We start from the raw sequence: 26249 nt of genomic DNA, 5'->3' as shown, positions 1-26249 counted from the left end.
GCTGATCTTGATGAAGGTGTTTTATCATGTGATTTCAACAGGTCAAAATGACAGAGGCTCTGAATTACCTCGCAAAACCCAATTGTCCTGCTAGTATCTGCATGTTTCGAACTGTCATTCTCCGGAGGTCGTCCCATGTCGCGCAAAATAAAGTCCGCCCTCGCCTTGTTGGCCGGGAACGCCATCGGGTTGTTGCTGGCCTCGCTGCTGCTGGCGGGCTTTGCGGTCAAGCCGATCTCGTTCATCGTGGTGGTGATTGTGTTCACGCTGTTTCAGGTGGTGGCCGAGCCGCTGATCCTGAAGCTGGGCGAAAAGAAAGCCCCGGCGCTGAAAGGCGGGATCGCGCTGATCGTCACCTTTGTGGGATTGCTGGTAACCGATCTGATCACCGCTGGGCTGACAGTCGGCGGCATTTCCAACCTGCTGGCCGCGACTTTGTTGGTCTGGCTGGGGGCTTTGATCGCCAGCATCGTGCTGCCGATCTATGTGTTTACCGAGCTGCGTGAGCCCAAGAAGAAATCATAGCGCGTTCAGGCTGGTCTCGATCGCCTGCCACAGCTCTTCCACTGGTTCGCATCCGACCGATAACCGGACGAAAGCGGGGTCGACATCGTCGCCCCAGCGCGCGCGCCGTTCGGCTGAGCTGTGGACGCCGCCGAATGAGGTCGTGGGGCGCAGCAGAGGGCAGCCATTGATAAAGGCCTCGGCCTTGTCTTCGCTGTCCAATGTCAGTGAGAGCAGAAAGCCGAACCGTGTGGTTTGGGCGTGCGCCAGCGTGTGCGAGGGATCATCAGTCAGACCGGGATAGCGTACTTGCTTCACCGACGGATGCTTGGCCAACCGCTTCGCCAACATCTGAGCCGAGGTACACATGCGGTCGAACCGTACATCCAACGTCTCCAAACCGCGATGCAGCAACCACGCCTCATGTGGTCCGGGGATCGCCCCGGAGACTTTGCGCCATTCCTCGACCCGTTCCATGATCTGATCGTTGCGGCTGGCCACATGGCCCATCAGCATGTCAGAATGGCCACCCATCGCCTTGGTGTCAGACGAGACGACAACGTCGATGCCAAGGTCCAACGGGCGCTGGCCCAGCGGTGTCATCGTTGTGTTGTCGGCAATCGTGATGCCGCCCGCAGAGCGTACCTGTTCTGACACGGCCCTAAGGTCGATCATGTCCAAACCGGGGTTCGAGGGGCTTTCGACGAACACCACGTCGAAGGCGTCAAAACCACCTTCGGCAAACGCGGTGGTGGGGCGTTCCTCGACCACGACGCCGAGGCGCGACAAGAATCGATCCGCCAGAAGGCGGGTGACGTAGTAACCGTCTGACGGGATCAACAGGCGTGAACCGGACTGCACGGTCGCAAAAAGGGCCGCTGAGATCGCCGCCATGCCCGAAGGGAAGCTGAGGCAGGGTGCCGCTTCCAGATGCGACAAAACGTGCTCCAACTGCACCCATGTCGGGTTGTCGACTCGGCCATAGGTCGCGTGCCCATCAGGGGCACCCGGCAGATGGTACATGCTGCTTTGCGTTAAAGGCAAAGCCACAGGCTCACCCTTGTTCAGAGCGTTTCCGCGCAAGTGCAACATCTCTCCGGTCTTGGGTGCCATAGCTCAGCGCCCCGGAATTTCGTCGCGGGGTGGGGCGGGCTCCCAGTTCTCGATGATGTCGACCGCCTCTTGTGCGGTGTCGACAAAGCGGAACAGGTCGAGGTCTTCATCCGAAATGGTGCCTGCGTCTGCGAGGGCTTCCCAGTTGATGACCTTTTCCCAGAATGTGCGTCCGAACAGCAGGAAGGGAACGCGGTCCATCCGGCCGGTCTGGATCAGGGTGAGGGATTCGAACAGCTCATCCATCGTGCCGAAGCCGCCCGGGAAGATTGTGATGGCGCGGGCGCGCATCAGGAAATGCATCTTGCGGATGGCGAAATAGTGGAAATTGAAGCTGAGGTCCGGCGTCACAAATTCGTTCGGCGCCTGTTCATGCGGCAACACGATGTTCAGTCCGATGGAACAGCCACCCGCATCCTGTGCGCCACGGTTTCCTGCCTCCATCACGCCGGGGCCGCCGCCCGTGACGATCACGTTCTCACGGCAGCCGGTCTGGTTCGACTTCTCCGTCATCAATCGGGCGAACTCGCGCGCTTCGTCATAATACTGCGACAGCCCCGCTAATGTTTCTGTCCGTGCAGTGTGCTTTTGCGATGGCTCGGGAATCCGCGCGCCACCAAACATGACGATGGTCGAGGTGATCTCGCGTTCGCTCATGATCATCTCGGGTTTCAGCAACTCCAGCTGCAGGCGTACGGGGCGCAGCTCGTCGCGACACAGGAATTCGTCATCGGCGAAGGCAAGGCGATAGGCCGGGGACCGCGTCTGGGGCGTGTCCGGAACCTCGCTCGCGGTTGAGCGGTCGGTTTGCGCGTCGCGGAACGGGTTGTGGCGGTCTTCTCTCATCGGTGATCGATCCCTGCTTGCGTGTTCATGAAACAGCTATAGGGTTCGCGGGCAGAGTGCCAGTCACGGAAAGACAAGTAATGGATTGGAAGAGTGAAATATCCGCCGCGCGGGATCGCATCGCCGGTTACGCACAGATCACGCCGGTGATGGAAAGCCACATGCTGGGCTATCCGGTCGAGATGAAGCTTGAGCATTTGCAGCACACCGGCAGCTTCAAGGCGCGCGGGGCGTTCAATACGTTGCTGAGTATGGATGTGCCAGACGCGGGCGTCGTTGCAGCCTCTGGCGGCAACCACGGTGCGGCAGCGGCTTATGCCGCGCAAACGCTGGGATATCCGGCCAAGATTTTCGTGCCCGAGTTGGCAGGGCCGTCAAAGATTGCGTTGATCGAACAGACAGGCGCGGACCTGAGCGTTGTGTCCGGTGAATACGCAAACGCGTTGATGGGTGCGCAGGCGCACGAGGCCGAAACCGGTGCGATGCAGATCCATGCTTATGATGCGCCCGCAACCGTGGCCGGGCAGGGCACTTGTTTTGCTGAGTGGGAAGCACAGGGGCTGCAGGCTGACACCGTTCTGATCGCCGTAGGCGGCGGCGGTTTGATCGCGGGCGCACTTGCGTGGTTGCAGGGCGCGCGCAAGGTTGTGGCGGTGGAGCCAGAAACCTCTTGCGCCTTGAACGCTGCATTGCAGGCGGGTGAACCCGTGGATGTCTCGGTTTCTGGCATTGCTGCGAATGCGCTGGGCGCACGGCGGATCGGATCGATCTGTTTCGAACTGGCGCAGGGGATGGCTTCGGTTCTGGTCACGGACGACGCCATCGCAGAGGCGCAGAAGCGGTTGTGGCAGGCACATCGTATTCTTGTCGAACCCGCGGGCGCGACGGCGTTGGCTGCACTAATGTCCGGCGCTTACAGGCCCGCACCGGATGAAAGTGTTGCCGTACTTATCTGCGGTGGCAACATTTCTCCGGACCCGTTGGGCGCCTAAGGGGGCAAGTCAGCCGCAAACCGCGCGTTCTGCGTCGCATTGCGGCCAGTTCCGCGCGCGCTTATACGCAAGACCAACGTGAATAGATTCTGCAGGGAGCCCTCACATGTCCAATGCGCAACTGGAAGCCGCCATCGAAACCGCCTGGGAGGCGCGCGACACCATCACCCCCGCCACCACAGGCGAAACGCGCGAAGCGATCGAGGATACGCTGAACGCGCTGGACAGCGGCTCGCTGCGTGTGGCTGAGAAGCTCGACAGCGGAGACTGGCACGTAAACCAATGGGCCAAGAAAGCGGTTCTGCTGGGCTTTCGCATCAAGGATATGGAAATTCAGGCCGGTGGCCCGCAAGCCGGTGGCTGGTGGGACAAGGTGGACAGCAAGTTCGACGGATGGGGTGAGAACCAGTGGCGCTCGGCCGGGTTCCGCGCGGTGCCGAACTGTGTGGTCCGCAAGTCGGCCTATATCGCACCGGGCGTGGTGTTGATGCCGTCGTTCGTGAACCTGGGCGCATACGTTGATGAAGGCACGATGGTTGATACCTGGGCCACCGTTGGTTCATGTGCGCAGATCGGCAAGAACGTGCACCTGTCGGGCGGCGTCGGCATCGGTGGCGTGCTAGAGCCGATGCAGGCTGGCCCGACCATCATCGAAGACAACTGCTTTATCGGCGCGCGCTCGGAAGTGGTCGAGGGTTGCATCGTCCGTGAGGGCTCGGTTCTGGGCATGGGCGTGTTCATCGGCAAATCGACCAAGATCGTCGACCGCGAAACCGGAGAGGTCATGTATGGCGAAGTGCCGCCCTACTCGGTTGTCGTAGCGGGCTCGATGCCGTCAAAGAACAACGTCAGCCTGTACTGCGCGGTTATCGTGAAGCGCGTCGACGAAAAGACCCGTTCGAAAACCGGGATTAACGAGCTGCTGCGCGACTGATCCCATAGATTCGGTTTGAGAAGGCCGCAGAGCGCACGCTCTGCGGCCTTTCTTATTTCGGCATGAATTCCAGAACTGTTTGCTGAAAGAAATCAATCGCCGCTTCACCTCCGGCCCCTTTGGCCAAAGGACCAACTTGATATCGTGGTGATCGAAGGGCGCGCTGCATCTTTTCGCAAACCCAAACATCCTCGGTCTGGAAATCTCCGGTTTCCAGCGGGTGTTGCGTCCAATGAGAGGATTTGATCCGGCCGGTTTCCTGGTCATATCCAGGTATGTCCGCCGCACGATGACTGTAGCTAAACCAGCCTCTGGGCGACCAGTTTCTGACCCGCAGCAGTGTTGTGTTGGCATCCACCGACTCCATCACCGAGATCGAAAATCCCCAGGGGTTTGGCGTCAGGATTGTGGTTGGAAACAGCATATAGACCCCGCCATAGCCGGGGGTGTCTGCATTCCGAACCGTTTTCAAACCTGACCCTTTCGCCGAGTTTTCCACAAATTGAGGAATACGATGTTTGACGCCTTCACGCTCGGTCGACCACCAGACCATGTTGTGTCCAAAGACTTCCCAGAGGTTCTTGTCGTGGGTCGGGCCGCCCAGCGTGTCCTTGTGCAGATAAGCCAGATGGTAGCCGTCGATTGCATTTTCAAAGAAGACCTTCCAGTTGCAGCTGATCTCATAGATCACATCGTCCGGATTCTCCTGCATCTCGGTTGACGCCAGATCATGAGGCCACGGGACCTGATCCAGATCGCCGAGCCATGTGTCAAAGCTCTGATCCGGTTCAGGATGAACAAATACAAGGTTGCGAAACACGCCGACCGAAGCGCCGAATAGCCCAGTAGCTTTCTTATCCAGATCCGGGAAGCATTCGCGCTGGGCCGGGACGCCACGCAAAGCGCCATCCAGGTTGTAGACCCAGTTGTGATAGGGGCAGACGATGGTTTTACCTGCGTTGCCGCAGCCTTCCAGCAATTCGGTTCCGCGATGACGGCACTGGTTATGGAAGGCGCGTAAGTCCCCGGCTGCATCCCGTATGACGATCAGAGCATAGTCTCCGGCCTGAATCGTTCTGAAATCGCCGGGTTCGGAAAAATCCATGGTCACCCCGGCGAAGGTCCAGCAATTGCTGAACAGAGCTTTCTGCTCGGCCTCAAACCACGTGTCTGAGATGTATGCCTCGCGCGGCAGGCGTTGTTGGGGTTGCTCTGGAAGTGCGGCAAGCAGCGGCATCGGTGAGTCCATTGATTGTCAAATATGATAATTATCAATATTGACAATCAATGACCGAATGTCCAGATTTGATCTGAAGATTTTTTTTACGGCTGACATGGAGGCAGGATGAACTTCGCTCACACCCTGAAGCATCTGAAATGGATGACTGTATTGATACTGGCAGTGCTTCTTGTTTCTACTGTCGCTGGCTTCTATGGCCTGTGGGGGCTGTTATTCATCTTCTGGGGGCTGCTGTCGGTACGCTCGGGGCAGGCTTTTCTGATTGAGCCGATTGACCGGGCAAAGGATCCTGCCTTGTTCTGGTTGCTCACGGTTCTGTGGATTTCACTGGGGCTTCTCTACATTCTCACAGATGTCTTCCAGCTCTCTGCGAACGGGTTCTGATGCCACGCCCCAGCCTGAAAGACGCCAGATCCGAACAGATTCTGAACGCCTTTATGCGCTGCGTCGCGCGATATGGGTTGGACGGTTCGACCCTGGCTCGCATATCGGAGAAAGCGGGTGTCGGACGACCATTGCTGCGCCACTATCTGGGCAATCGGGATGAGATGGTGCGCAAACTACTGGAGCACGTCCTGAAGGTATTTGCAGATCAGACAGAGGCGCTTTTTGGTTCTCTGCCGCATTCAGGTCGGGTAGAGGCGATGATAGAGACGTTGTTTGGTCGCAGCGCCTATTCCTCAGAAAGCGCCGCAGTCTTCGCGGCATTGGTCGCTGCATCTGAGCGGCATGAGGATCTTCGAGAGCCCTTGCTTGGGTTCATCTATGATTTCGAAGCGAGGATTGCCGCTGAAATCACGCGCGAACACCCGGGTGCAGATGCGCGGGACGTTCAAGTCGTGGCTGCGGGGATGTCCGCAATCTATTTCAATACGGATGCGGTGATGCCGTTGAGCCCTCGGGGCGATTGGCGCGATACGCAGCGCGCAGCCGCAGAGATGTTGCTGGCCCACTTGGCAAGCGCTGCCAGCGATTGAGTTGACCGTTTTGCCAGGTCGGCGTATTGCGGGCGATATGGAAAAGCAGAAAAAACCTTCGCGCCAGCAGGTCTATACGTTGTTGGTTCAGATTGGCCGCAAGGATGGCGACGGCCTGCCCGAAGGGGCCACCGGCGCGGCACTGATGTGTTTTGCCAGCGGTGTGGATGAGGCCGAGGCCGTGCGCGAGACGGTTGCGATCCTGAAACAGGCTGATACTGCGCCGCTGGATGTCACGGGCTATGGCACCCTGGCCGAGCGTGAGGCGCAGGGGCACGATATTGATCCGGATGAGCGGGCATTGATGCAGCGAGCTCTGGATGAAAACGCCGTTATCGTGGCGCAGATGACGCCGTTTTTCGGAGACGAGGAAACCGCTTAGTTCGGCGATCCGAACCACTTGCGGTAGATTTCATCATATGTGCCATCTTCGCGCAGTGACAGCAGCGCCTGGTTGACGTCTTCGACCAAAGGCGAACCCGTCGGGAAAGCAATCCCATAGTTTTCGCGCAGAAAGACACCGCCGGTCATCGTAGCGATGCGACGCCCTTCGTGCGACGCGTAATAGGACAGGATCGGTGCGTCGAACACCACCGCGTTCAATTCGTCATTTTCAAATGCGGCCAGCATCTCTTGCAGGCCGGGATAGCCGGCAAACTCGATCTCGCGTCGGTTCAGGAAACTGGCCGCTGTCGATCCGTTGATTGTGCCGACCTCTTTGCCATAGAGGTCATTTACCGAATTCACGCTGCCCGTAATGGCATCTATGGTCATGACCGAGGTGATGCGCGCGGTGAAGACTGACACGATGAACAGCGATGACACCACCAGAATCACACCCAAAAGGCGGCCAAACGGGGTGCGGGGCATCCGTTCTTCAAACCCGCCATTGACGACGAGGTTGAGGGCCCACCAGAACGAGGGAAACCAGGCTTCATTCAGTTCGCGGTCAAAGTAAGGTTGCGCGCGGCGTTCAAAACCCCACATCAGCATCCCGCCGCCCAGCAGGATCGCAAAGGCCAATCCTATAGCGATGAACAGTTCGCGCGATAGCAACGCCTGCAGCAGTGATGGCCTGCGTGTAGCTTCGGACGGCACCATGATCTGCAGGCCAGCCTCAAAGATTGGCTGGCTGAAGTCCATCTGCGTCTCGCGCATTGCCGTGATCGAGATGTTTGCAATCGCCAGATCGGCCGAACCGTCCTGAACCGCGCCTAGCATTTCGCTGAACCCTTCGACCCGGTTTACGGAATACTCCCAGTCCAGCGACCCGGCCAAAGCCGCCAGAAGATCCATCGAGAATCCGGTCTGGGCGCCATCCTCGACAAACGAGAAAGGGGCGCGGGTCACTGTTGTAACCGTAAGGGTCTGGGCCTGGCTCTGCTGCGCGAAGACGGCGAAAGTCAGGCAGATCAATACGAAGAGGGCACGCTTCATGGTCAATTCACCTGTTTCGCGGCCCTCTACCTCAAATTGTTGCAGCGCGGCAAGGTCGCCGCTAGGTCAAGGCCCATGTTTTGTTGGGGTATCAAACCGAGAGTGCCTGCGGATCAATCGGGAATTTTAGCTCTTCAGGGTTGGCATTCCGGTCAATTCGTTGAATCTGTGCAGGAACACAGGCACTCGCAGCGATGAAAGGCCCATTATGACCAACCCCGTTCAGCTGACCGCAGATTTAATCCGTTGCCCATCGGTCACACCCGAGGAAGGCGGAGCGTTGGTCTTGTTGGAACAGGTCCTGTCGAAAGCTGGCTTTGACTGCACCCGCGTGGACCGTGGTGGCGTCAGCAACCTGTTTGCGCGGTGGGGAAGCAAAGCGCATGCGAGAAGCTTTGGCTTCAACGGTCACACGGATGTTGTTCCGGTGGGCGATGAAGCGGCATGGACCAAACCTCCGTTCGGGGCTGAAGTCCATGATGGGGTGATATTCGGCCGCGGGGCAACTGATATGAAATCGGGTGTGGCGGCCTTTGCGGCGGCGGCAGTGGATTTCGTCCGTGATACGCCTCCGGATGGGGCGATCATTCTGGCCATCACCGGCGATGAAGAGGGGGACGCGCTGGATGGCACAACCGCGTTGCTCGATCATATGGATGTAGCTGGTGAGCAAATGTCCGTGTGCCTGGTGGGCGAGCCCACCTGCCCGAACCGGATGGGCGAGATGATCAAGATCGGTCGGCGCGGATCGATGACGGCTTGGTTCACGGTGACCGGTGTTCAGGGCCATTCAGCTTATCCACACCGGGCAAAAAACCCCTTGCCCGCGATGGCGCGGCTGATGGATCGGTTGGGCAGTCATGAGCTGGATCAAGGCAGCGACCATTTCGACGCTTCGACGCTGGCCATTGTCACCATCGATACCGGGAATCCGGCGACCAATGTGATCCCGGCCCAGTGTCGTGCGGCCGTCAACATCCGATTCAATGATCTGCATTCCGGGTCCAGCCTCAGCGACTGGCTACTCGAAGCGGCGGATCAGGTGGCCCGGGAGTATGGCGTAGAGATTGATACGAAAATCAAGATCTCGGGCGAAAGCTTTCTGACCCCACCCGGCGCATTGTCGGATCTGGTGTCTCGGGCGGTAGCAGCAGAGACGGGCCTCACGCCCGAACTGTCGACAACCGGCGGGACTTCGGATGCGCGGTTTATCAAGAACCACTGCCCGGTGGTCGAGTTTGGCCTTGTTGGCCGGACGATGCATCAGGTGGATGAATGCGTCGAGGTCGCCCAAATCGAACAGCTTAAGGCGATCTATACCCGAATCCTGGCGGACTATTTCGCCTGATCCATGCAGCGCACTTTGGTGATCATGGTAAAGGAACCCCGCCCGGGGCGTGTCAAAACGCGGCTGGGTCGCGACATCGGCATGGTCGGTGCGGCGTGGTGGTTTCGTCATCAGACCGGGTCTTTGATCCGGCGTTTGCGCGATCCGCGCTGGCAGATCGTGCTGGCCGTCGCTCCGGATCAGGAGGGGCTGACCAGTCGAATCTGGCCCGCTGACCTGCCCCGCGCAGCGCAGGGGCTGGGTGATCTGGGCGACCGAATGGGTCGGATGCTGCGCGGGATGCCCAAAGGTCCGGTCTGCCTGATCGGCGCAGATATTCCGGGGGTCACGCGCAGGCATATCGCGCAGGCGTTTGATGCATTGGGGTGCACGCAGATGGTGTTTGGCCCCGCGCCAGATGGGGGATACTGGTTGGTCGGTGCGCAGCGCTATGCGGCCTTGCCGCGCAACCTGTTTCGCAATGTACGCTGGTCGACCGAGTACGCCTTGGCGGATACTCTGGCTTCAATCCCCGGCTATCGCGTTGCACTGCTCGACCAGCTCCGTGATGTGGATACTGTGACTGATCTGAAACCCTAGGTTTTTTGGTCATGACGCGGTCGCAAACGCATGATAGGCCGAAAGTATGACTCGCATTCCCTCCAAGCAGGAGGTCCTGGACTGGATCTCGGCGAACCCTACCCTGACCTCGAAGCGCGATATCGCCAAGGCTTTTGGCATCAAGGGCGCAGATCGGATTGATCTGAAGCGTATCCTCAAGGAACTTGAGGCCGAGGGGCACCTGGAAAAGCGCAAGCGCAGCTACCGTGACCCGGATCGTCTGCCGCCGGTGAGTGTCCTGCAGGTCAAGGCTCCGAACGCCGATGGTGATTTGTTTGCTCGTCCGCTGGAATGGCATGGCGAGGGGGTCGAACCCATCGTGCTGATCATCGCCCGCGCCAGTGATCCGGCGCTGGGTGAGGGCGACCGGATTCTGGCCCGCCTGTCGGTGGTGCATGAGGAAGACCACAATTATGAGGCGCGCCTGATACGTCGCATCGGAACCAACCCGCGCAAGATCGTCGGTATCTTTCGCAAGGGGGCCGAAGGCGGTCGGATCGTGCCCATCGACAAGGCTGGTCAGACCGAATGGCTGGTTGCAGACGGTGCCGTTCTGGGGGCCAAGGACGGAGAGTTGGTCGAGGCCGAACAGGCCGGGCCGAAGAACCGCATGGGGCTGCCCCGCGCACGGATCGTGGAACGGCTGGGGGACCCCACTGCTCCCAAGGCTGTCTCGCTGATCGCCATTCACCAGCACGGCATTCCGGACGATTTCCCTGACAAGGTGATTGAGGAGGCCGACAAGGCCAAACCCGTCGGCCTTAAGGCGCGCGAGGACCTGCGGGATATGCCGCTGCTGACCATCGACCCTTCGGATGCGCGCGATCATGACGACGCTTGCTATGCCCATGCGGACGATGATCCCAAGAACCCCGGCGGCCATGTGATCTGGGTCGCCATCGCCGATGTCGCTGCCTACGTTCAACCCGGCACGGCGCTGGATCGCGAGGCGCGCAAACGGGGCAACTCCAGCTATTTCCCCGACCGCGTGGTGCCGATGCTGCCGGATCGTCTGTCGGGTGATTTGTGCTCGCTACACGAAGGTGTACCGCGCGCCTGTATCGCCGTGCGCATGCAGATCGACGCGGACGGCAACAAGATCGGGCACCGGTTCGTGCGGGGTCTGATGCGTTCTGCTGCCTCGCTGAACTACGCCGAAGTGCAGGAGGCCATTGACGGCACTCCGAATGACCGCACCGGACCTCTGTTAGAGACGGTTCTGAAGCCGCTCTATGCCGCTTATACGGCGCTAAAGAAGGCACGTGCTGCACGGCAGCCATTGGAATTGGACCTGCCCGAACGCAAGATTGTGCTGAGCGACACAGGCGAGGTGACCAGCGTAGCGTTCCGCGACCGTCTGGATGCACATAAGCTGATCGAGGAATTCATGATCCTCGCCAATGTCGCCGCTGCCGAGACCTTGATCGCCAAACGCCGCCCGCTGCTGTTTCGCGTGCACGAAGAACCTGCGCCCGAGAAGCTGGAAAGCCTCAGGGAAACCGCTCAGGCGGCAGGTTTGAACCTTGCCAAAGGTCAGGTGCTGCAGACCAGACACTTGAACGCGTTGCTAAACGCCGCCGCCGGGACTGAGGACGCGGAACTGATCAACCTGACGACCCTGCGGTCGATGGCACAGGCCTATTACAACCCTGAGAATTTCGGCCATTTCGGGCTGGCGCTGCGGAACTATGCGCATTTCACCTCGCCCATTCGCCGCTATGCCGACCTGATCGTGCACCGCGCGCTGATCTCGGCCCATGGCTGGGGCAAGGATGGGCTGACCGAGGACGAAATTGCGCGGCTGGAAGAAACCGCTACACATATCTCGGATACCGAGCGTCGCTCAATGATGGCCGAGCGGGATACGACCGATCGCTATCTGGCGGCCTATCTCAGCGAGCGGGTAGGCAATGAATTCTCGGGCCGGATCAGCGGCATCGCCCGGTTTGGCGCCTTCGTGAAGATGGACGAAACCGGCGCGGATGGGCTGGTGCCCGTGCGCTCGCTGGGGCGTGAGTTTTTCCACTTTGACCGAGAGGCCGGAACCCTGATGGGTTCGGATACAGGCCTAATCATCGCCATTGGCCAGCGTGTCACCGTGCGGCTGACCGAGGCGACCCCGGTGACGGGCGGGCTGGAGCTGGAGTTACTGTCGATCGATGATCAGGCCCTTTCGCGCGGGCGTGGCCCGGCTAAGCGCGGCGCGCGGCGCAAGGCCGTCAGCACCAAGCGCAAGAAGGACAAGATCAAGCGCAAGGTCGAGCGCAAACGCCGTCAGAGGTGATAAGTCAGCGCCCGCGCTATTAGCCAGCCATGGCGTGTTGGGTCGATCTGGTCCGGATCGTCGAACAAGATGGCCCGGTTACCGTCGATCCGATCCTCGCCCGGAAAGGCCGATGTAAAACCGCCCATCAACCTGCTCTGGCAATGTACGAATAGGGCAAACGATGCCGATTTGTGCCGGCCCAGCCGGATCGTTGATCCTTTTGGTGCCAGATAGGCGGGCTGGCCCCAGCGCAGCGCCTCTTGCAGCGGCTGGGCGCCCGATAGGGACGCGGCAGTTTCGAAGATAAGCGTGCGCAGAGCCAACGCACCCGCGCGAGTGTCCTCTGGTAGCGCATCAAAAGCGGCGGCCACTTTGGGGTCGTCAAACGGCGTCATAAGGGGATCGCCTGTTCCATCCTGTCCACATAACTGTTCAGCAGCTTATCCCGTTTGATCCTGCGGGTCAGCGGTGTATCTGCAGGCGTGGCCCGCATTGCCGCGAGCATGGGGCCGACACTCATGTCTGCGGAGGTCGGCGTGTCGCTCACCAGATAAGGTGACTGCCACAGATAGGTCGAGATCGCCTCGAGATCGCGCTCCAGCCTGTCGTGCTGCTCAGCCGGTGAAAAGCGGGACACGCCTTGAAAGGACAACCCCTTGAGGACCGACTTGCGGATCGAATTGGACACAGGCTTGCGGATCAGTGCGGGGATCGTGGCAAAAAACGTATCGCGCAGGATCGGCCAGACCTGATCGTTGGCCCAGCGATCCTGTACGATGTGAAAATACAGATGCTCTTCCGCCAGCCGGATCAATGTGCGGGACTGAGCCTTTTGCATGTCACTAAGGCCGGTGTCGAAATCGGCCCCCTGTGCCTCAAGCCAGTCACGGATCAGATCGCTGTCGGGTACCAGACGCTCGGGCGTGCGCAGTACCGGCAGTTTCTGATGCGGCATCTTGCGGGGGTCTAGCATGTCGGACCGCCTCCAGCGAAGGCCCGAGCGTTGCAACATCAGCGCGGTTTTCACGCAGAACGGACTGGCGCTAAACTGGCCAAAGGCAGAGGGGAAGGTGAGTAGGGTCAGCATCGTGATCTCCATCTTGCGGGTTGAGTGATGGATACGCTGCCCTAATGACAGATATTGTCATTAGGGTTAGATTAACTTTCATCATGTCTCGTACCGCTCGCCTGTTCCAATTGATGCAAGCCTTACGTTCTGGCCCATCGCCCAGAACATCCGTCCAGTTGGCGCAGGATCTGGGCGTCTCCGCGCGCACTATCCATCGCGATATCGACGCTTTGCGCGCCTTGGGCGCGGTGATTGACGGAGAGGCCGGGTTCGGATTCACCCTGATCGAAGATGCCACTCTACCACCGCTGGGGTTCACCAATGATGAGCTTGAAGCGCTTGTTCTGGGACTGCGCGAGGTACAGTTGATCGGGGACCCGGCGCTGTCGGATGCGGCCAGCGAGGCGCTGCGCAAGTTACAGGGGCGCCTGCCACCGCGGCAGTCGCATCGGTTAACCCATGCCGTTCTGACCGCCACGCGGTTTGACCGGCCTGCAGCGCCCACGATCGAAGTTGCTGCCCTGCGTCAGGCCGCATGGGATGAGCGCGCGGTCGAATTTGCCTATACCGATGCCAAGGGTGATGACACCCGTCGCCGGGTCAATCCGCTGAGCATCGTGTACATGGATCGCGCCAGTGTTCTGCTCAGCTGGTGCCATTTGCGGCAGGATTTTCGGGTCTTTCGGTTGGACCGGATGCAAGAGATGACCGTGACCGAAGAAAGCTTTCGGCCCAATCGTGTGCCTCTGTTGCGCGAGGCTATTGCGCGCATCCGCGCCCAACACGAGGCACAAGAGCGCGAGCCAGGGTCCTGAGCGCTTTGTGAAACGCCTCTTTTGCGCTATCATCTTCCGCGAGCAGTAATCAGGAAAAACGGAATGCATAAATGCATAGGTGGCGTCATGACCGCCGCATTATGGGCATCCATCGTGCAGGCGGATATATCAGACAAATCAATACGGCCTTTGGCCCGACCTCAGGTCGAAAACGTGCAACTGGCCTCGGCGGATGTGACGATTTCCATCCGTCCCGTGGTGCGGCCAGAGGCGAAGGCATATCCCGTGTCGGCTGAGGGCAACGCGCGGTTTCAGGCATGGCTGGGCGCGTTTCGCGAACGAGCGATGGCGCAAGGTATTTCAGCCGCAACGCTGGATCGGGCGTTGGCAGGGCTCAGCTATGACAAGGATGTCATACGGCGCGATCGCAATCAGGCCGAGTTTTCCAAGCCGATCTGGGAATATCTGGATACTGCCGTCTCGGACACGCGAGTTGCGAATGGTCGCGCAGGGCTGGAACGGCACCGGGACGCTCTGACCCGGATTGAGGCACGATATGGCGTTGAAAAAGAGGTCGTGACCGCAATCTGGGGTCTGGAAACCTCGTTCGGGTCCTATCGCGGCAGCAATCAGACCATCCAGTCATTGGCGACACTGGCGTTCGATGCGCGGCGCGCGAAGTTCTTTGAAACACAGCTGATCGCGGCCCTGCAGATCGTACAAGCCGGAGATGTTCATCCGAGAAATATGGTTGGCAGCTGGGCCGGGGCGATGGGGCATACGCAGTTCATGCCGACATCATTTTTGGACTATGCGGTTGATTTCGACGCGGATGGTCGACGCGACATCTGGTCGGATGATCCGACCGATGCGCTGGCCTCGACCGCTGCCTATCTTGCGCGGCATGGCTGGACCAAGGGGCAGCCTTGGGGCGTTGAGGTTCGGCTGCCGGAGGGTTTCGACTACCAGCTTGCCCGACGCGATCACAAATTGATGCCATCAAAATGGGCCGAATTGGGTGTCTTGTCCCGGAACGGCAGCGCTGTGCCGGATCATGGTCCAGCATCAATCCTACTGCCTGCTGGGGGACGAGGGGTCGCCTTGATGATCTTCGACAATTTCAAAGTGATCGAGGCATATAACGGGGCCGATGCCTATGTGATCGGCATAGGCCATCTGTCCGACAGGCTGGCGGGCAGCGCGCCGTTTCAAGCCAGTTGGCCTCGCGGTGACCGGGTGCTGAGCTTTACTGAGCGCAAAGAGCTGCAACAGCGCCTGACTCAGGCCGGGTTTGACACAAAGGGCGTTGACGGTCGCACGGGGCCGAACACGATCAATGCCGTGCGCGCCTTCCAACTGGCGCAGGGATTGGTTCCGGATGGCTATCCGTCGCTCAGTTTGTTGGAGCGGATGCGTTGAAGGATCGGGTGGCCTGTCCGGGGCCGCCCAATCGCTCAGGATACCGCAGTCAGACGGGGCTGGTTTTGCGACGCTAAAGAAGCGCGACTTCCAAGTCATATCCTGCTAGGTAATCCGGGGCTCCATTCTCAACCCGCCAAAGGCAATAAGCTGCCATGCGCCAAGCATACCATGGGCGCAGTACCTCGTAGCGTTGAGTGATATCCGGGTCTCCGTATGCAGTAAGAAAGCGGTTTGTTTCAGCTTCTGTCAAAGTTTGTCCACGATAAATCTGCTGCATCGCGGGGGACAGAAACATTGCCAGATCCTCGCTAGGATCACCCAACGCGGGACACTGCCAGTCGATCAGGGTCAGCCCGTTTTTGGTCTGCAAGATGTTACCAGCGACCGGATCGCCGTGAATCAGGCATCTGCTTGATAGCGGCGGGATCTGATGTTGAGGTCGCCGATGAAGCAAACGGTTCGCATTCTCAGTCTTGCACAGAGCCAATATCGCTTGCGTGTGCTTGTCCAGATCATCACTGCCATTGCAGCCCAAGGGAACATCTAGCTCGACGGGCCGTAAATGCACCTGCCGCAATAACTGCGCGACGTTTTCGACCCCGTCATACCACGGCGCGCCCGGGGCATGGTCATAATAGACCCAGTTTGATCGCCCAAACGAGCCGGTTGCGCGCAGTTTTGGCACAAAGCCGGTGTCACTTAGCGCTTGCAGACAGGCCGCTTCGAGCTTCGCGTCATTGCGAAACAGTGGGTTGCTTTCGTTTGCCCGGTAAAGTTTCAGGACCGTGCCACCGTCACCGGTTCGAACTTTCCAAACCTGATTGGTCCGGCCTCCATAAAGGACCTCGTACCGGACATTCGGTTCGACCAGTTTCCGGGCGTGTAGCTGTTCCACAAGATCGGGCGGTGGTTGAATGTGATCGGACAGGAGCTTTACCAGTTCTTCGGGCGAGTCGTGCTTCGCCAAGCTTTGGCGCGCTCTGATGATCAGATCAAGCGCCTGTGCGGATTTGTCGGACCGTTTCAACCGCTACTTTGGCCCCACTATTCAGAGTCAGCATGATGGCCCCATCGCCAATCTGCGCCTCAACCACGCGGCTGAATACCGAGGCGGACACGCTGCTCAATCTCTTGCCATCCTTGAAGCTTTCGAGCGTGGCCGAGTACGCACCAGCGGGCAGGGGGCTGCCGGTGTCATCGACACCAGACCAGTCGAATTCGGTCGCGTCGATTGGCACCGTGATGCGGTCGACAATCTCGCCCTGATCGTTCCGTATGACCAGCTCGGCAGCGTCGGCCGTGGCTTCGGCCTGCGCGAATATGGTGATCGGCTGGTTCTCAAACCGAAATGAGGCGGGGACCTGAACATCCATCCCGACCCAACTGCCAAGCTGTTCGAGATTGACGACCCCCAGCGCTTGGGTCAATGCCGACAAAAGTTCATTGGCTTTGACCTGCTGTTCAACCATGGAAAACTGTGCCAGTTGCGATGCGTATTCCGAGGAATCCAGAGGTTCCAGCGGGTCCTGATTGCGCGCCTGCACTGTCAGCAAGCGAAGAAATGTCTCAAAGTCTGAGGTCAACGCCGAGCTTTGCGCGCTATTGGTCGTAACTGAAGTTGGTGTGGTCGCTGAGTTTGTGGGATTGATCATGGTCAGAGTCTCATATCAAGGCCCCGATCGGGGTCGATCCGTATAGGGCGTACCGTGGTTTCTACACCGCCGGTCGCTTCATTGGTGTTCGAAGTCTGCTCAAATTCTGGTCGTGCACGCTCAGGCGGTGCGTCGCCGGAGGTTCCGAGATCCAGCGACAGGCCACCATATCCCAACCTTTCGAATTCAGCAGATAAAATCGCGACGTGGCGGCGCATGAGATCGAGCGTCTCGGGCCTTTCGGCCAGAATTACCAGATGCATTCCGTCATCACGTCCGTTGAGCGTGATTGATACACGTCCAAGTTCTTCGGGGTTGAGAGCGATTTCCACTGCGCCTGAGCCGGGTTTCGCGGAAATGACAGCGGCCATCTGACCGGCAATCAACCGTGCCGTTTCGGGCCGTGCAGGCAAAGATGACAAGTAAGAAATGCCCTCACGCTGGATTTGTCCTGTTGCGGTTTCTCTCAAGGCGGACAAATCCTGTGGTTCGGTTTCGATCTCTGGACCAGTCTTATCCGTGACACCGATCAACGTGGGGATGGTGATCTGCGGCGCAGCAATCGTAGCGGATCTAGAAGCCTGCGCCGGCTGCCTGTCGACCAGATCCGGAGCCGCGAGGTTATGCGCCTCGGGCAGAGGATCATGCTTAAGACTTCTGGCAAGCGCCTCCATCACCGATACGACGTTTTTGGGTTGCGGCGCGGTACTTTGTTCGACTTTCACCTCAATTCCGTTGGTAGGCGTTGAACGCGGCTCAACGGCCTGTACGCTGACGATAGGCGATGTCTCTGTTGTTGGTTTGGATTGTAATGCTGTGACTTCATTTGCTGATTTTGGAGCAACTGAGGTTAACTCAACCTGTGTCTGGTCGCTGATCGCATTAGTTTCGACCTTTGGTTCTGTCGATGTCACGTCACTTTCAACGGACAATGTATACGGCTGGGCCAATTCTTCTATCGAGTGACCCTCTGCAGACGCATCTCCAACCTGAGACTCTGATACGGGTGCCGAATCTTCGGCTTCCGGAAGTTCAGCTGGCGTAATCTGATCAACTGCTGCGGCTGCCACCGCTTCTGGATCCGCAACCGGGTGCTCGGCCTCTTCATTCATTGCGGCCTCAAAGTCGAGGCCGCTTTTGGGATCTCGATCGCTACTTTGCGAGGTGTCCAGTCCGGTTCCACCACGGGATGTCACTGTCATCAGTGTCAGCGGGTTGGGCATGTTGCTGCGACTCCGTTTGTCTGCGCTGCAGCTTGCCCTCAGGAAGTTACGTTTATTTTAACTGCTTTCGCTTCTGATCGCGAAAGTTCGAAGCAAATTTCGGAGAAACCGATGACGAATCCACTGGCTGCGCCCGGCGCAGGAAATTCAGCTCTGCCGCAGAAGCTCAAGGCGGCGTCTGTCGAGCTTGAGGCTGCTTTTCTGGCTGAGATGCTGAAATCGGCGGGCCTGGGCGAGGCGCGGAGAAGCTTTGGTGGCGGTGCTGGCGAGGACCAGTTCGCCTCGTTCCTTGTGCAACAACAAGCGCAACAGATGGCACGAGCCGGAGGCATCGGCCTGTCTGAAATCCTGTTCAATGCAATGAGGGAGAAATCAGATGGATAATGACCCGATCAGAGCACTTGAAGAGTTGTTGGATACTGAACGTGCAGCGCTTATGCAGGGCAATTTGGAGGCTCTGGATCAGTTGACACCTCAGAAAGAAGACCTGATTGGCGCGATCAACGATCAGCGGGTTTTTGAAGCCGAAGATCTGGTCCGTATCCAGAATAAGGTTGAGCGGAATCAGGCCTTGCTGAACAGCGCGGCCGAAGGGATTCGTGCGGTGGCCGACCGGATGTCGGAACTGCGTCGGGTACGACAGGAGTTCAGCACTTATGATGCCTCGGGTCAGCGCAATGGCTATGCCGTTCGCGCATGCGCGAAGCTTGAGAAACGGGCTTAGAAGCCGTTTGATTCAAATCCTTGGTTTTGCAGATGCACATCTTAGCACTCCGTTAGGGGATAGCGGTCAAAGGTTGCAGTGCACCTGATCAGCAGGTGGCGCGTAAGCCACAGGGCACGACGCACAGGTCAGAACGACAGAATGCCTACCGCTTGAGGTGGGAAAGCAGCGGCGCGAAACGCGCCCGAACGTAAAGAGGATGACAAACATGTCCAGCATTCTGACGAACAATGGCGCGATGGTCGCGCTGCAAACCCTGAAATCAGTCAACAAGAACCTGGAAATGACCCAGAACGCGATCTCGACCGGTAAGGATGTCGCGACCGCCAAGGACAATTCGGCCGTCTGGGCGATTTCTAAGGTCATGGAGTCGGATGTAAAGGGTTTCAAGGCGATTAAAGACAGCCTTGCTTTGGGTGAATCGACGGTCGCGGTTGCGCGAAACGCGTCGGAAACCGTGACCGACCTGCTGACGCAAATGAAAGAAAAAATCGTCGCGGCGCAGGAAGACAACGTTGATCGTTCCAAGATCAATGATGATGTTGCCGCACTTCGTGGTCAAATCGCATCTGTTGTGGGGGCCGCGCAGTTCAATGGCCTGAACTTGGTTGACGGCACTGCCGGTACCGTCTCCGTCCTGTCGTCGCTGGATCGTGATAACAGCGGCGCGGTGAATGCGTCTTCGATCTCGGTTGCCAGCCAGGACTTGTCTATCGGTGGCTATACCGCGAAGGGTGTCCTTGCCGGTTCGGACAACGCCACGACAGACAATGACGTCGCCGGTTTCACGCTGAACCGCGCAACGGGCACTGGTGACATCGTCATCGACAGTTCCACTGACAACTTTGAAGTTGGCGACAGCGTATCGATCCGGGTCGGTGATCAAGAGGTGTCTTACACCATTCAAACCAGTGATCTGGATCCGTCCGGTACATATGACGAAAACTATACCGATGCGCTGGTTGCTGTTGGCCTCAAGAACCAGATTGATGCGCTTGGCATCACAGGTCTCGCGGCGGATTATGATTCTTCCGGTGCGCCGAACACCATTTCCTTTGCAACCGGTGCTGCTGCTGCGGGTGCTGACGCCGATCAGGATATTTCCATCTCGGCACAATTTACCAACGCGGGTTCGGGCGGGCTCGGCGCGCTGAGCTCGATCGACGTGTCCACGGATGCGGGTGCAGCCGCTGCGCTGGGCACCATTGAATCGCTGATCGATACCTCGATTGACGCGGCCGCAGCATTTGGTTCTGTGCAAGGTCGTATCGAAACTCAGCAGGATTTTGTGTCCAAGCTGACCGACTCGTTTAAATCGGGCATCGGTTCGTTGGTCGACGCTGATATGGAAGAGACTTCGGCCCGTTTGCAAGCGCTGCAGGTTCAGCAACAGCTGGCGACACAGTCGCTGTCGATCGCGAACCAGGCACCACAGTCCATTCTGTCGCTGTTCCGTTAAACCAGAGCTAACCCGGGGCGCGTATGACGCGCCCCGGATCTGATCGCCCCCGAAGGACAATTGGAAGGATTTCAAGTGACCCCGCAAACGCTGGCCCAACGCGCTTATGGACAATCGACTGCACCAACGCGCACCCCTCGGGATACGGAATACGAGGCGATTTCAAGAATTACTCACCGTCTGAAGGCGGCAGCATCCCGCAAGGCAACAGATTTTGGCGGCTTTGTGCATGCCCTACATGAAAACCGACGGTTGTGGAGCGTACTGGCAACGGAAGTTTCGGATACCGATAATGCGTTGCCGAATGAACTCCGCGCCAGGATATTCTATCTGGCCGAGTTTACGGAACACCACAGCAGCCAAGTTCTGGGCAACAAGGCCGAGGTTGAACCCTTGCTTGAGATCAACATGGCCGTCCTGCGCGGGCTGCGTCAAATGAGGGGCAACTGATGGGCGGGCTGGTTCTGAAACTCGCCCCAAAGGAACGTGTTCTAATCAATGGGGTCGTGATCGAAAACGGGGATCGTCGCAGCCGGTTCTCGATCGTGACGCCAGAAGCCAACGTCTTGCGCTTGCGTGACGCGATTCACCCGGAAGAAGCCAATACTCCGGTGCGTCGGGTCTGCTATGCCGCGCAGCTTGTTCTGTCCGGCGACAGCGAACCGGATCAGGCGCGCCAGCAATTGCTGCGTAGAGTCGAAGAGCTGAGTCAGGTCTTTACCGACGCTGATAGCCGGCGCGTGCTGACGGACGCAACCGAGGCCTTGGTGGCCGAGCAATACTACAGATGTCTCAAGTCGCTCCGGTCTTTGCTGCCACGCGAAGAACGTTTGATGGCCTATCAGCAATGACGTTCCAGCCGGTCATACCGACGGGTGGGCTGGTAGGCTGGCGTTTCCTGCAGCGGACCTATGACGCGCAGTTTCAAAGCTATTCGGCGTCCACCGTGAATGAGAGGGATACGAATTACTTCCTCGACAATATTAGCAAGGCGCGTTCAGCCGAAGATCTGGTTTCAGATCGACGGTTGTTACAAGTGGCGCTTGGAGCCTTTGGGCTGGAGCAGGATCTGAACAATCGGTTCTTCATTCAGAAAGTCCTGTCTGATGGTACGCAGGCGGATGATGCGCTTTCCAACCGGTTGGCGGACAACCGGTACCGTGAGCTTGCCAACGCGTTCGGTTTCGGTCCGGGGGATGTGCCAAAGACCAATCTGGTCAATGCAATGCGAAAGGTTGCTGACGATAATCTGATAACTCGTTTCGAGGTCTCGGTTGGTGAGCAGGACGAGACCATGCGCATTGCGTTGTATACTCAGCACGCCTTATCTGACATCGCGGAACGAAGCGGAAGTGAAGATAGAAAGTGGTTTGACCTGATGGGTTTGCCACCATTGCGCAAGATGATGGAGACAGCCCTTGGGTTGCCTTCTGCCTTTGCGCAGCTTGATATCGACAAGCAGCTTGAGGTTTTCAAAGACCGATTGCAGCGCATCACAGGCTCTTCTGATTTGTCTCAATTCACTGATGTGCAGGCAGTTGAAAAGTTGACGGATACCTATCTGGCCCGCAGCCAGATTGCCCAGTTACAGAACACGATCTCGCCCGCGCAGACAGCGTTGATATTGCTGGATGGAGGATGATCAGGCGAAGTTGACCTTTATGCATCCAATATGTCGTCTGCAGGGGTACGCATCGCAAAGGACTTGACGGGTTTGGATACATTATGCAATTTCACGGCCCCCAAAGTGACGGCGTGCTGACAACTCGGTTCTATATCTTGTGACACAACGATTCTGTGGCCGATGGATTTCCCATATTCGCCAAGGCGCGCGGCCACATTGGCGGCTTGCCCGATCACCGTGAAATCCAACCGCTCACGTGACCCAACATTGCCATAGGTCACGCGCCCGTAGGCAACGCCGATCGAACAATCGCAGTAATGATCGCTCTCTTCTTTGCGCAGCTCGGCCAGTTTCTCGACGATTTCGACCGCCGATTGCTGTGCATTTGAACGGGCTTGGGCCGGCTTGTCCCCGGCAGGGAACACGGCCAACACAGCATCGCCGATGAATTTCAGAACTTCTCCGTCATGATCGTGCACGATGCCCGACACGGTTTCGAAAAACGAGTTCAGGATCGTAATATAGTCGCTCCGGCCCAGCGTTTCCTCCAGTGTGGTGGAGTTGCGAAGGTCACAGAACATGATCGCGGCATCGATGTCATCACCGTCACCGCGGCGGATTTCGCCACCCAGCACGCGCGCACCCGTGCGCTTGCCCACATAAGTCTCAAGTAGAACCTGTGCGTTTTCGCGTTGCATGAAGACCTCGTAAAAGCGAGCGATAACTGACGAACATTCGAAAACCAGCCCAAGGTTTTCAGTTGTGAATCCGTTGGGGTGATCGCAGGTCAAGGTCAGGACATTCGTCCGCCCATCCGAAAAGGGCAGCGGCATGGCAACGTAATCGGTCGCACCTTTGGCGCGCAAATCTTCGATGATCGGAAAGCTGTTATGCGGATTGTCATCATTCAAGCGCTGACGCACCCCGCCCAGCCCATTCGAGACATGGCGCAAGGGGCTGTTGGTAAAGGCCGGGTGGTCGTGGATCTCATAGCTTGGGGTATGCGTCGAAATTTCGGCCGCGTCTTTTTCCCAGATATAGTGTTTGCCCGCGATCAGCGGGTGCAGCGACCAGACCAGAATGCTGAGGCGCTGAATAGCGATGCCGTGTTCCAGCATCTTCTCGGCCAGCGCTTTGGTAAAGCCGTCGGGGGTGTCGACCTCGGACGCACCGCGCATTAGCCAGTCGATCAAAGGCCCGCTGATATTGCCGTCATCGGGTTGCCGCAGCGTATTGTCGCCAAGGTCGATCCGCGTTGCGGTGTTGGGCATGAAACCGATATGGCCCTGAATAGCCTTGCTTTCGGGCAGGGCGTCCTCATAGGCCCAGATTGAGTTGGTCAGCCGTTCTTCGGGCAGGCTGATGTCGTGATAGGTCGCGGTGCCCTTGAAGGGGCAGAAGGTCTGCAGCTCGGTTTCGGGGCCCAGCTCCACACACAGATCTTCGCGTGGCACATAGATTGCCGGCGGCAGCCGCGTTTCATACATGACCTTGGCGTTGCGGCTTTCGGCCAGAAGGGTTTCACCGCGATAGATTGCAATCCGCCCGCGCAGGGGTTCGACGGAAATCCCATAGCCTTTGGTATTCGGAGTGGCGTGGACGTTCATCTGTAACCTCCCTTGACCAGCCCTTATAGGATGGGTCCTAACAGGCACATTGCCAAGGGGAGTGCGAGAGTTTTTCCGGAGGGTCGCGGCCTAGACCATCTGAATGACGTCTTTTTCAATCGACAGCATGTAGCCTTTCTTGGCGATATTTTTCACCAGAAGCTCACTTACCATTTGATTGCCCAGGGCATCCCGCAGGCGTTTGATCCTGGTGGCGCCTGCCGCTTCATCGCAATCGGAGGCATCCTTGCCCGAGATCATCGCCTCGATCTGCACACCGGACAGAACCTCGTCATCCAACCGGGATTCAGCCAGCACCGACAGGGTTTCCATCGCGGCTGGCGTCAGTTTGAAATCCATGTTGTTGAGGTAGACCGTATTTTCCTCGCGGCTGATCAGGAGTGAGGTCACCTGAATCCCGGTACGCTCGATCTGCGCCATGCGGCGATTGAACAGGACCAGCATTACCAAAAAGACCAATGCCGCGATCAGCATGGCGCTGGCAAAGACCAGCAGTACGAAGATCACCATGCGATAACTGGACAGCGTGTCCGCAAAAGCAGTGCCGGACTGTGCCAGAATTTCAAGCAGTCGGATTTCTGATTGCGAGGTAAGGTCGGCCTCGACAAACAAACGCTCAACCCTTGCGTTGAAGGCATTCGCGTCGGGCAGCGTCCAGAACAGGAATACCGCAGCCGTTACGAGGATCGCAACGATCGCTGCAATCCCCAGCCCAACCAACCGAACCCCCGAACGACGCGCTTCAGTAACGGAGATAGAATTTTCCGGCATTGGCCTTCCTTTGATCCAACCCATCCGCCTCGAACACGGACATGACGTTTAGCAGGGTCCAGCCGTTCGACTTCAGCCGTTTTGCGACTTCTTTCTGGGCCGGTCCCTTTTTGCAGCTTGAGACCTGCATAACGCCGTAATGCAGCCGCAAGGGATTGTCCTGCTTGGCTTTGTAATCGGCATAACAATCTGCCGCTGTGGCCTGCGACCCAACCGATATCAGAGCCGCCAGAACCAAAGAAGAGAGGATCTGTTTCATGGGCTGCATCCTGCGCACGAGTTGTGCGGATATTCAATAACTCAAGGGGTTTGGAGGCCTGATATTGGATAACAACTTGCCGTTATTGCTTGTCTGGACGGGGCGGTCGCAGTGTCGATGCATCAAATACGCGGTCCGATATGGGCCTGCCCCAATATCCGAAAGGACATGAAACATGCACCGGAAGTTTATCGCTCTGATTATTGCCACAGCCATCGCCATTACAGGAGTCTCTGTTTCACAGGCGCGCGCTGCTGATACTCGGGATATCCTCGGCGGGTTGGCGGCGCTCGCCATTCTGGGTGCGGCAGTGAATTACTATCAGGATGAAAAGCGCGAGGAAGAAGAACGCCGCAAGAAACATAAGCGCAAGAAGGCTTCCAAGAAGAAAAAGCCCCATGTGCGCCCGCTGCCTGATCGTGTCGCGCGCTATAATCTGCCACAGCGCTGCCTGCGCACGTTCAATGCCTATTCGAAAAAACATCCGTTGCTTGGGCCGAACTGCCTCAAGAAACACTACAAATATGCAGATAGCCTGCCCCACCAGTGCAAGGTTGGTTTCTGGAATGGTAAAAAGGTAAAACGGGCATACGAACCCGCTTGCCTGCGCCAGAAAGGATACCGCGTCTTTTACTAGTAACCGGTTTCGAGCAGGAGTGGCGCCAAAGAAGCGTCACGCTGGGAGAGGGTGGCGCAAGCTGCCCTCTTCTTTTTTCTTGCGTCTGCCTTTGAAACGCGATTTGCCACAGGCATGTCGACACCTGATTTTGCACTTGAACAAGCCTTGCTGGCACACGGCTATCTCAGAATTGCCGGTGTGGACGAGGTTGGACGCGGGCCGTTAGCTGGCCCTGTCGTTGCCGCTGCGGTGGTTTTGAACCCGGAGGATATTCCCGCAGGGCTGAACGACTCTAAAAAGCTGACTGCCAAGCGCCGCGGCGCACTTGAGGTTGTGCTGCGCGAACGGGCGGACGTGGCCATTGCCGAAGCCTCAGTCGCTGAGATCGACGCGCACAACATCCTACGCGCCTCGCATCTGGCGATGGAGCGCGCGGTGGCGCAGCTGGATCCGGCGCCGGATTTCCTGCTGATTGATGGAAATCTGATTCCACGCGGATTGGAAATTCCGTCTGAGGCGGTGGTGAAGGGGGATGCACGGTCGGTGTCGATTGCGGCGGCCTCGATCCTTGCCAAGAACTGGCGCGATCGGTTGATGGTGGATTTGGCGCAACAGCACCCGGGCTATGGCTGGGAGGCAAATGCCGGATATCCGACAAAACAGCACCGCGAAGCGCTGCGAAATCTCGGCGTGACCCCACACCATAGACGTTCCTTCAAACCTGTCCACAATATCTTGTATCAAGAGTAAATCGTAAGTCGCTGAT

At 58.1% G+C, this 26249-nt stretch carries 31 protein-coding genes; 19 read left to right on the top strand and 12 right to left on the bottom strand.

The genetic code is table 11. From position 1 onward, the window contains the following. The first annotated feature begins 135 nt into the window (after nucleotides 1–135). Complete coding sequence (locus ACR0IV_RS17120; protein ID WP_480659846.1) at nucleotides 136–525, top strand: hypothetical protein; 390 nt, start codon at nucleotides 136–138, stop codon at nucleotides 523–525. On the opposite strand, the gene ACR0IV_RS17115 is transcribed toward ACR0IV_RS17120, so the two are convergent. Both ACR0IV_RS17115 and ACR0IV_RS17110 read right to left on the bottom strand, forming a co-directional pair. Continuing rightward, a complete protein-coding gene (locus tag ACR0IV_RS17115) occupies nucleotides 520–1617 on the bottom strand; it encodes a cystathionine gamma-lyase (protein WP_480659845.1) in 1098 nt (365 codons plus the stop codon). The genes ACR0IV_RS17120 and ACR0IV_RS17115 overlap by 6 nt on opposite strands. A gap of 3 nt (nucleotides 1618–1620) precedes the next feature. Beyond that, entirely contained in the window at nucleotides 1621–2463 is an 843-nt protein-coding gene (locus ACR0IV_RS17110; protein ID WP_480659844.1) for an LOG family protein, read from the bottom strand. Between the two features lie 80 nt (nucleotides 2464–2543). On the opposite strand from ACR0IV_RS17110, the gene ACR0IV_RS17105 reads away from it, so the two are divergent. Then, entirely contained in the window at nucleotides 2544–3455 is a 912-nt protein-coding gene (locus tag ACR0IV_RS17105) for a threonine/serine dehydratase (RefSeq protein ID WP_480659843.1), read from the top strand. 106 nt (nucleotides 3456–3561) lie between these two features. Beyond that, nucleotides 3562–4389 carry a 2,3,4,5-tetrahydropyridine-2,6-dicarboxylate N-succinyltransferase gene (gene dapD, locus ACR0IV_RS17100; RefSeq protein WP_480659842.1) on the top strand — a complete coding sequence of 276 codons (828 nt, stop codon included), beginning with the start codon at nucleotides 3562–3564 and terminating at the stop codon, nucleotides 4387–4389. A gap of 52 nt (nucleotides 4390–4441) precedes the next feature. Here dapD and ACR0IV_RS17095 read toward each other — a convergent pair whose 3' ends face one another. Then, nucleotides 4442–5626 (bottom strand): aromatic ring-hydroxylating oxygenase subunit alpha, encoded by a 1185-nt coding sequence (locus ACR0IV_RS17095; RefSeq protein ID WP_480471677.1) that lies wholly within the window; start codon nucleotides 5624–5626, stop codon nucleotides 4442–4444. Between the two features lie 108 nt (nucleotides 5627–5734). On the opposite strand from ACR0IV_RS17095, the gene ACR0IV_RS17090 reads away from it, so the two are divergent. The 3 genes from ACR0IV_RS17090 to ACR0IV_RS17080 are packed head-to-tail and all read left to right on the top strand — an operon-like array spanning nucleotide 5735 to nucleotide 6988. Continuing rightward, nucleotides 5735–6013, top strand: coding sequence for a hypothetical protein (locus ACR0IV_RS17090; RefSeq protein WP_480659840.1), 279 nt, complete (start codon nucleotides 5735–5737; stop codon nucleotides 6011–6013). Continuing rightward, nucleotides 6013–6606 (top strand): TetR/AcrR family transcriptional regulator, encoded by a 594-nt coding sequence (locus ACR0IV_RS17085; RefSeq protein ID WP_480659838.1) that lies wholly within the window; start codon nucleotides 6013–6015, stop codon nucleotides 6604–6606. The genes ACR0IV_RS17090 and ACR0IV_RS17085 overlap by 1 nt, the downstream gene beginning before the upstream one ends. A 37-nt stretch (nucleotides 6607–6643) precedes the next feature. Continuing rightward, on the top strand, nucleotides 6644–6988 hold the full coding sequence (locus tag ACR0IV_RS17080) for a hypothetical protein (protein ID WP_170399025.1): 345 nt from the start codon (nucleotides 6644–6646) through the stop codon (nucleotides 6986–6988). On the opposite strand, the gene ACR0IV_RS17075 is transcribed toward ACR0IV_RS17080, so the two are convergent. Beyond that, nucleotides 6985–8043: a transporter substrate-binding domain-containing protein gene (locus tag ACR0IV_RS17075; RefSeq protein WP_480659837.1), complete on the bottom strand. Its 1059-nt coding sequence runs from the start codon at nucleotides 8041–8043 to the stop codon at nucleotides 6985–6987. The two genes, ACR0IV_RS17080 and ACR0IV_RS17075, sit on opposite strands and share 4 nt — an antisense overlap. Before the next feature lie 208 nt (nucleotides 8044–8251). On the opposite strand from ACR0IV_RS17075, the gene dapE reads away from it, so the two are divergent. The 3 genes from dapE to rnr are packed head-to-tail and all read left to right on the top strand — an operon-like array spanning nucleotide 8252 to nucleotide 12275. Continuing rightward, a complete protein-coding gene (dapE, locus tag ACR0IV_RS17070) occupies nucleotides 8252–9391 on the top strand; it encodes a succinyl-diaminopimelate desuccinylase (RefSeq protein WP_480659836.1) in 1140 nt (379 codons plus the stop codon). A gap of 3 nt (nucleotides 9392–9394) precedes the next feature. Next, nucleotides 9395–9970, top strand: a complete 576-nt coding sequence (locus ACR0IV_RS17065) for a TIGR04282 family arsenosugar biosynthesis glycosyltransferase (RefSeq protein WP_480659835.1) — start codon at nucleotides 9395–9397, stop codon at nucleotides 9968–9970. A gap of 46 nt (nucleotides 9971–10016) precedes the next feature. Continuing rightward, a complete protein-coding gene (gene rnr / locus ACR0IV_RS17060) occupies nucleotides 10017–12275 on the top strand; it encodes a ribonuclease R (RefSeq protein ID WP_480659834.1) in 2259 nt (752 codons plus the stop codon). Here rnr and ACR0IV_RS17055 read toward each other — a convergent pair. Then, the gene (locus ACR0IV_RS17055; protein WP_480659833.1) at nucleotides 12266–12652 is read right to left on the bottom strand and encodes a DUF1801 domain-containing protein; all 387 of its coding nucleotides are present in this window, start codon (nucleotides 12650–12652) and stop codon (nucleotides 12266–12268) included. The two genes, rnr and ACR0IV_RS17055, sit on opposite strands and share 10 nt — an antisense overlap. After that, entirely contained in the window at nucleotides 12649–13344 is a 696-nt protein-coding gene (locus tag ACR0IV_RS17050; RefSeq protein ID WP_480659832.1) for a glutathione S-transferase family protein, read from the bottom strand. Before ACR0IV_RS17050 ends, ACR0IV_RS17055 begins: the two co-directional genes overlap by 4 nt. A gap of 83 nt (nucleotides 13345–13427) precedes the next feature. Between ACR0IV_RS17050 and ACR0IV_RS17045 the strand changes: the two genes are divergently transcribed. Beyond that, on the top strand, nucleotides 13428–14141 hold the full coding sequence (locus tag ACR0IV_RS17045; protein WP_480659831.1) for a helix-turn-helix transcriptional regulator: 714 nt from the start codon (nucleotides 13428–13430) through the stop codon (nucleotides 14139–14141). A gap of 63 nt (nucleotides 14142–14204) precedes the next feature. Next, on the top strand, nucleotides 14205–15521 hold the full coding sequence (locus tag ACR0IV_RS17040; protein ID WP_480659830.1) for a lytic murein transglycosylase: 1317 nt from the start codon (nucleotides 14205–14207) through the stop codon (nucleotides 15519–15521). Nucleotides 15522–15594: 73 nt separating this feature from the next. On the opposite strand, the gene ACR0IV_RS17035 is transcribed toward ACR0IV_RS17040, so the two are convergent. Genes ACR0IV_RS17035 through fliK form a run of 3 tightly spaced genes read right to left on the bottom strand, consistent with a single transcriptional unit; the run spans nucleotide 15595 to nucleotide 18399 of the window. Further along, on the bottom strand, nucleotides 15595–16551 hold the full coding sequence (locus ACR0IV_RS17035) for a phosphotransferase (protein ID WP_480659829.1): 957 nt from the start codon (nucleotides 16549–16551) through the stop codon (nucleotides 15595–15597). Then, a complete protein-coding gene (locus ACR0IV_RS17030) occupies nucleotides 16517–17176 on the bottom strand; it encodes a flagellar hook capping FlgD N-terminal domain-containing protein (protein WP_480659827.1) in 660 nt (219 codons plus the stop codon). The genes ACR0IV_RS17035 and ACR0IV_RS17030 overlap by 35 nt, the downstream gene beginning before the upstream one ends. Before the next feature lie 2 nt (nucleotides 17177–17178). Continuing rightward, nucleotides 17179–18399, bottom strand: coding sequence for a flagellar hook-length control protein FliK (gene fliK, locus ACR0IV_RS17025; protein ID WP_480659826.1), 1221 nt, complete (start codon nucleotides 18397–18399; stop codon nucleotides 17179–17181). A gap of 111 nt (nucleotides 18400–18510) precedes the next feature. Here fliK and ACR0IV_RS17020 point away from each other — a divergent pair, with 111 nt between their 5' ends. The 6 genes from ACR0IV_RS17020 to ACR0IV_RS16995 all read left to right on the top strand — a co-directional run bounded on the left by ACR0IV_RS17020 (nucleotide 18511) and on the right by ACR0IV_RS16995 (nucleotide 22224). Next, complete coding sequence (locus ACR0IV_RS17020; protein WP_480659825.1) at nucleotides 18511–18783, top strand: rod-binding protein; 273 nt, start codon at nucleotides 18511–18513, stop codon at nucleotides 18781–18783. Continuing rightward, nucleotides 18776–19123, top strand: coding sequence for a flagellar biosynthesis protein FlgN (locus ACR0IV_RS17015; protein ID WP_480659824.1), 348 nt, complete (start codon nucleotides 18776–18778; stop codon nucleotides 19121–19123). The genes ACR0IV_RS17020 and ACR0IV_RS17015 overlap by 8 nt, the downstream gene beginning before the upstream one ends. Nucleotides 19124–19331: 208 nt before the next feature. Continuing rightward, nucleotides 19332–20582, top strand: a complete 1251-nt coding sequence (locus tag ACR0IV_RS17010) for a flagellin N-terminal helical domain-containing protein (RefSeq protein ID WP_480471693.1) — start codon at nucleotides 19332–19334, stop codon at nucleotides 20580–20582. A gap of 75 nt (nucleotides 20583–20657) precedes the next feature. Next, nucleotides 20658–21032, top strand: coding sequence for a flagellar biosynthesis regulator FlaF (gene flaF, locus ACR0IV_RS17005; RefSeq protein WP_480471694.1), 375 nt, complete (start codon nucleotides 20658–20660; stop codon nucleotides 21030–21032). Next, nucleotides 21032–21433 (top strand): flagellar biosynthesis repressor FlbT, encoded by a 402-nt coding sequence (gene flbT / locus ACR0IV_RS17000; protein ID WP_480471695.1) that lies wholly within the window; start codon nucleotides 21032–21034, stop codon nucleotides 21431–21433. Before flaF ends, flbT begins: the two co-directional genes overlap by 1 nt. After that, nucleotides 21430–22224 carry a DUF1217 domain-containing protein gene (locus tag ACR0IV_RS16995; RefSeq protein ID WP_480659822.1) on the top strand — a complete coding sequence of 265 codons (795 nt, stop codon included), beginning with the start codon at nucleotides 21430–21432 and terminating at the stop codon, nucleotides 22222–22224. The genes flbT and ACR0IV_RS16995 overlap by 4 nt, the downstream gene beginning before the upstream one ends. Nucleotides 22225–22241: 17 nt before the next feature. Here the strand turns inward: ACR0IV_RS16995 and ACR0IV_RS16990 are convergent, their stop codons facing one another. The 3 genes from ACR0IV_RS16990 to ACR0IV_RS16980 all read right to left on the bottom strand — a co-directional run bounded on the left by ACR0IV_RS16990 (nucleotide 22242) and on the right by ACR0IV_RS16980 (nucleotide 24864). Then, nucleotides 22242–23813 carry a DUF427 domain-containing protein gene (locus tag ACR0IV_RS16990; RefSeq protein WP_480471697.1) on the bottom strand — a complete coding sequence of 524 codons (1572 nt, stop codon included), beginning with the start codon at nucleotides 23811–23813 and terminating at the stop codon, nucleotides 22242–22244. A gap of 90 nt (nucleotides 23814–23903) precedes the next feature. Then, on the bottom strand, nucleotides 23904–24605 hold the full coding sequence (locus tag ACR0IV_RS16985; RefSeq protein ID WP_480471698.1) for a winged helix-turn-helix domain-containing protein: 702 nt from the start codon (nucleotides 24603–24605) through the stop codon (nucleotides 23904–23906). Continuing rightward, nucleotides 24577–24864 carry a hypothetical protein gene (locus ACR0IV_RS16980; RefSeq protein ID WP_480659821.1) on the bottom strand — a complete coding sequence of 96 codons (288 nt, stop codon included), beginning with the start codon at nucleotides 24862–24864 and terminating at the stop codon, nucleotides 24577–24579. The genes ACR0IV_RS16985 and ACR0IV_RS16980 overlap by 29 nt, the downstream gene beginning before the upstream one ends. A gap of 175 nt (nucleotides 24865–25039) precedes the next feature. Here ACR0IV_RS16980 and ACR0IV_RS16975 point away from each other — a divergent pair, with 175 nt between their 5' ends. Together ACR0IV_RS16975 and ACR0IV_RS16970 are read left to right on the top strand one after the other, a co-directional pair. Then, the gene (locus ACR0IV_RS16975) at nucleotides 25040–25501 is read left to right on the top strand and encodes a hypothetical protein (RefSeq protein WP_480471700.1); all 462 of its coding nucleotides are present in this window, start codon (nucleotides 25040–25042) and stop codon (nucleotides 25499–25501) included. Between the two features lie 114 nt (nucleotides 25502–25615). Next, nucleotides 25616–26233 (top strand): ribonuclease HII, encoded by a 618-nt coding sequence (locus ACR0IV_RS16970; protein ID WP_480659819.1) that lies wholly within the window; start codon nucleotides 25616–25618, stop codon nucleotides 26231–26233. Nucleotides 26234–26249 lie beyond the last annotated feature (16 nt).

This window comes from Ruegeria sp. C2 (assembly GCF_056537765.1).
This window is presented reverse-complemented; position numbering and strand designations above follow the sequence as displayed.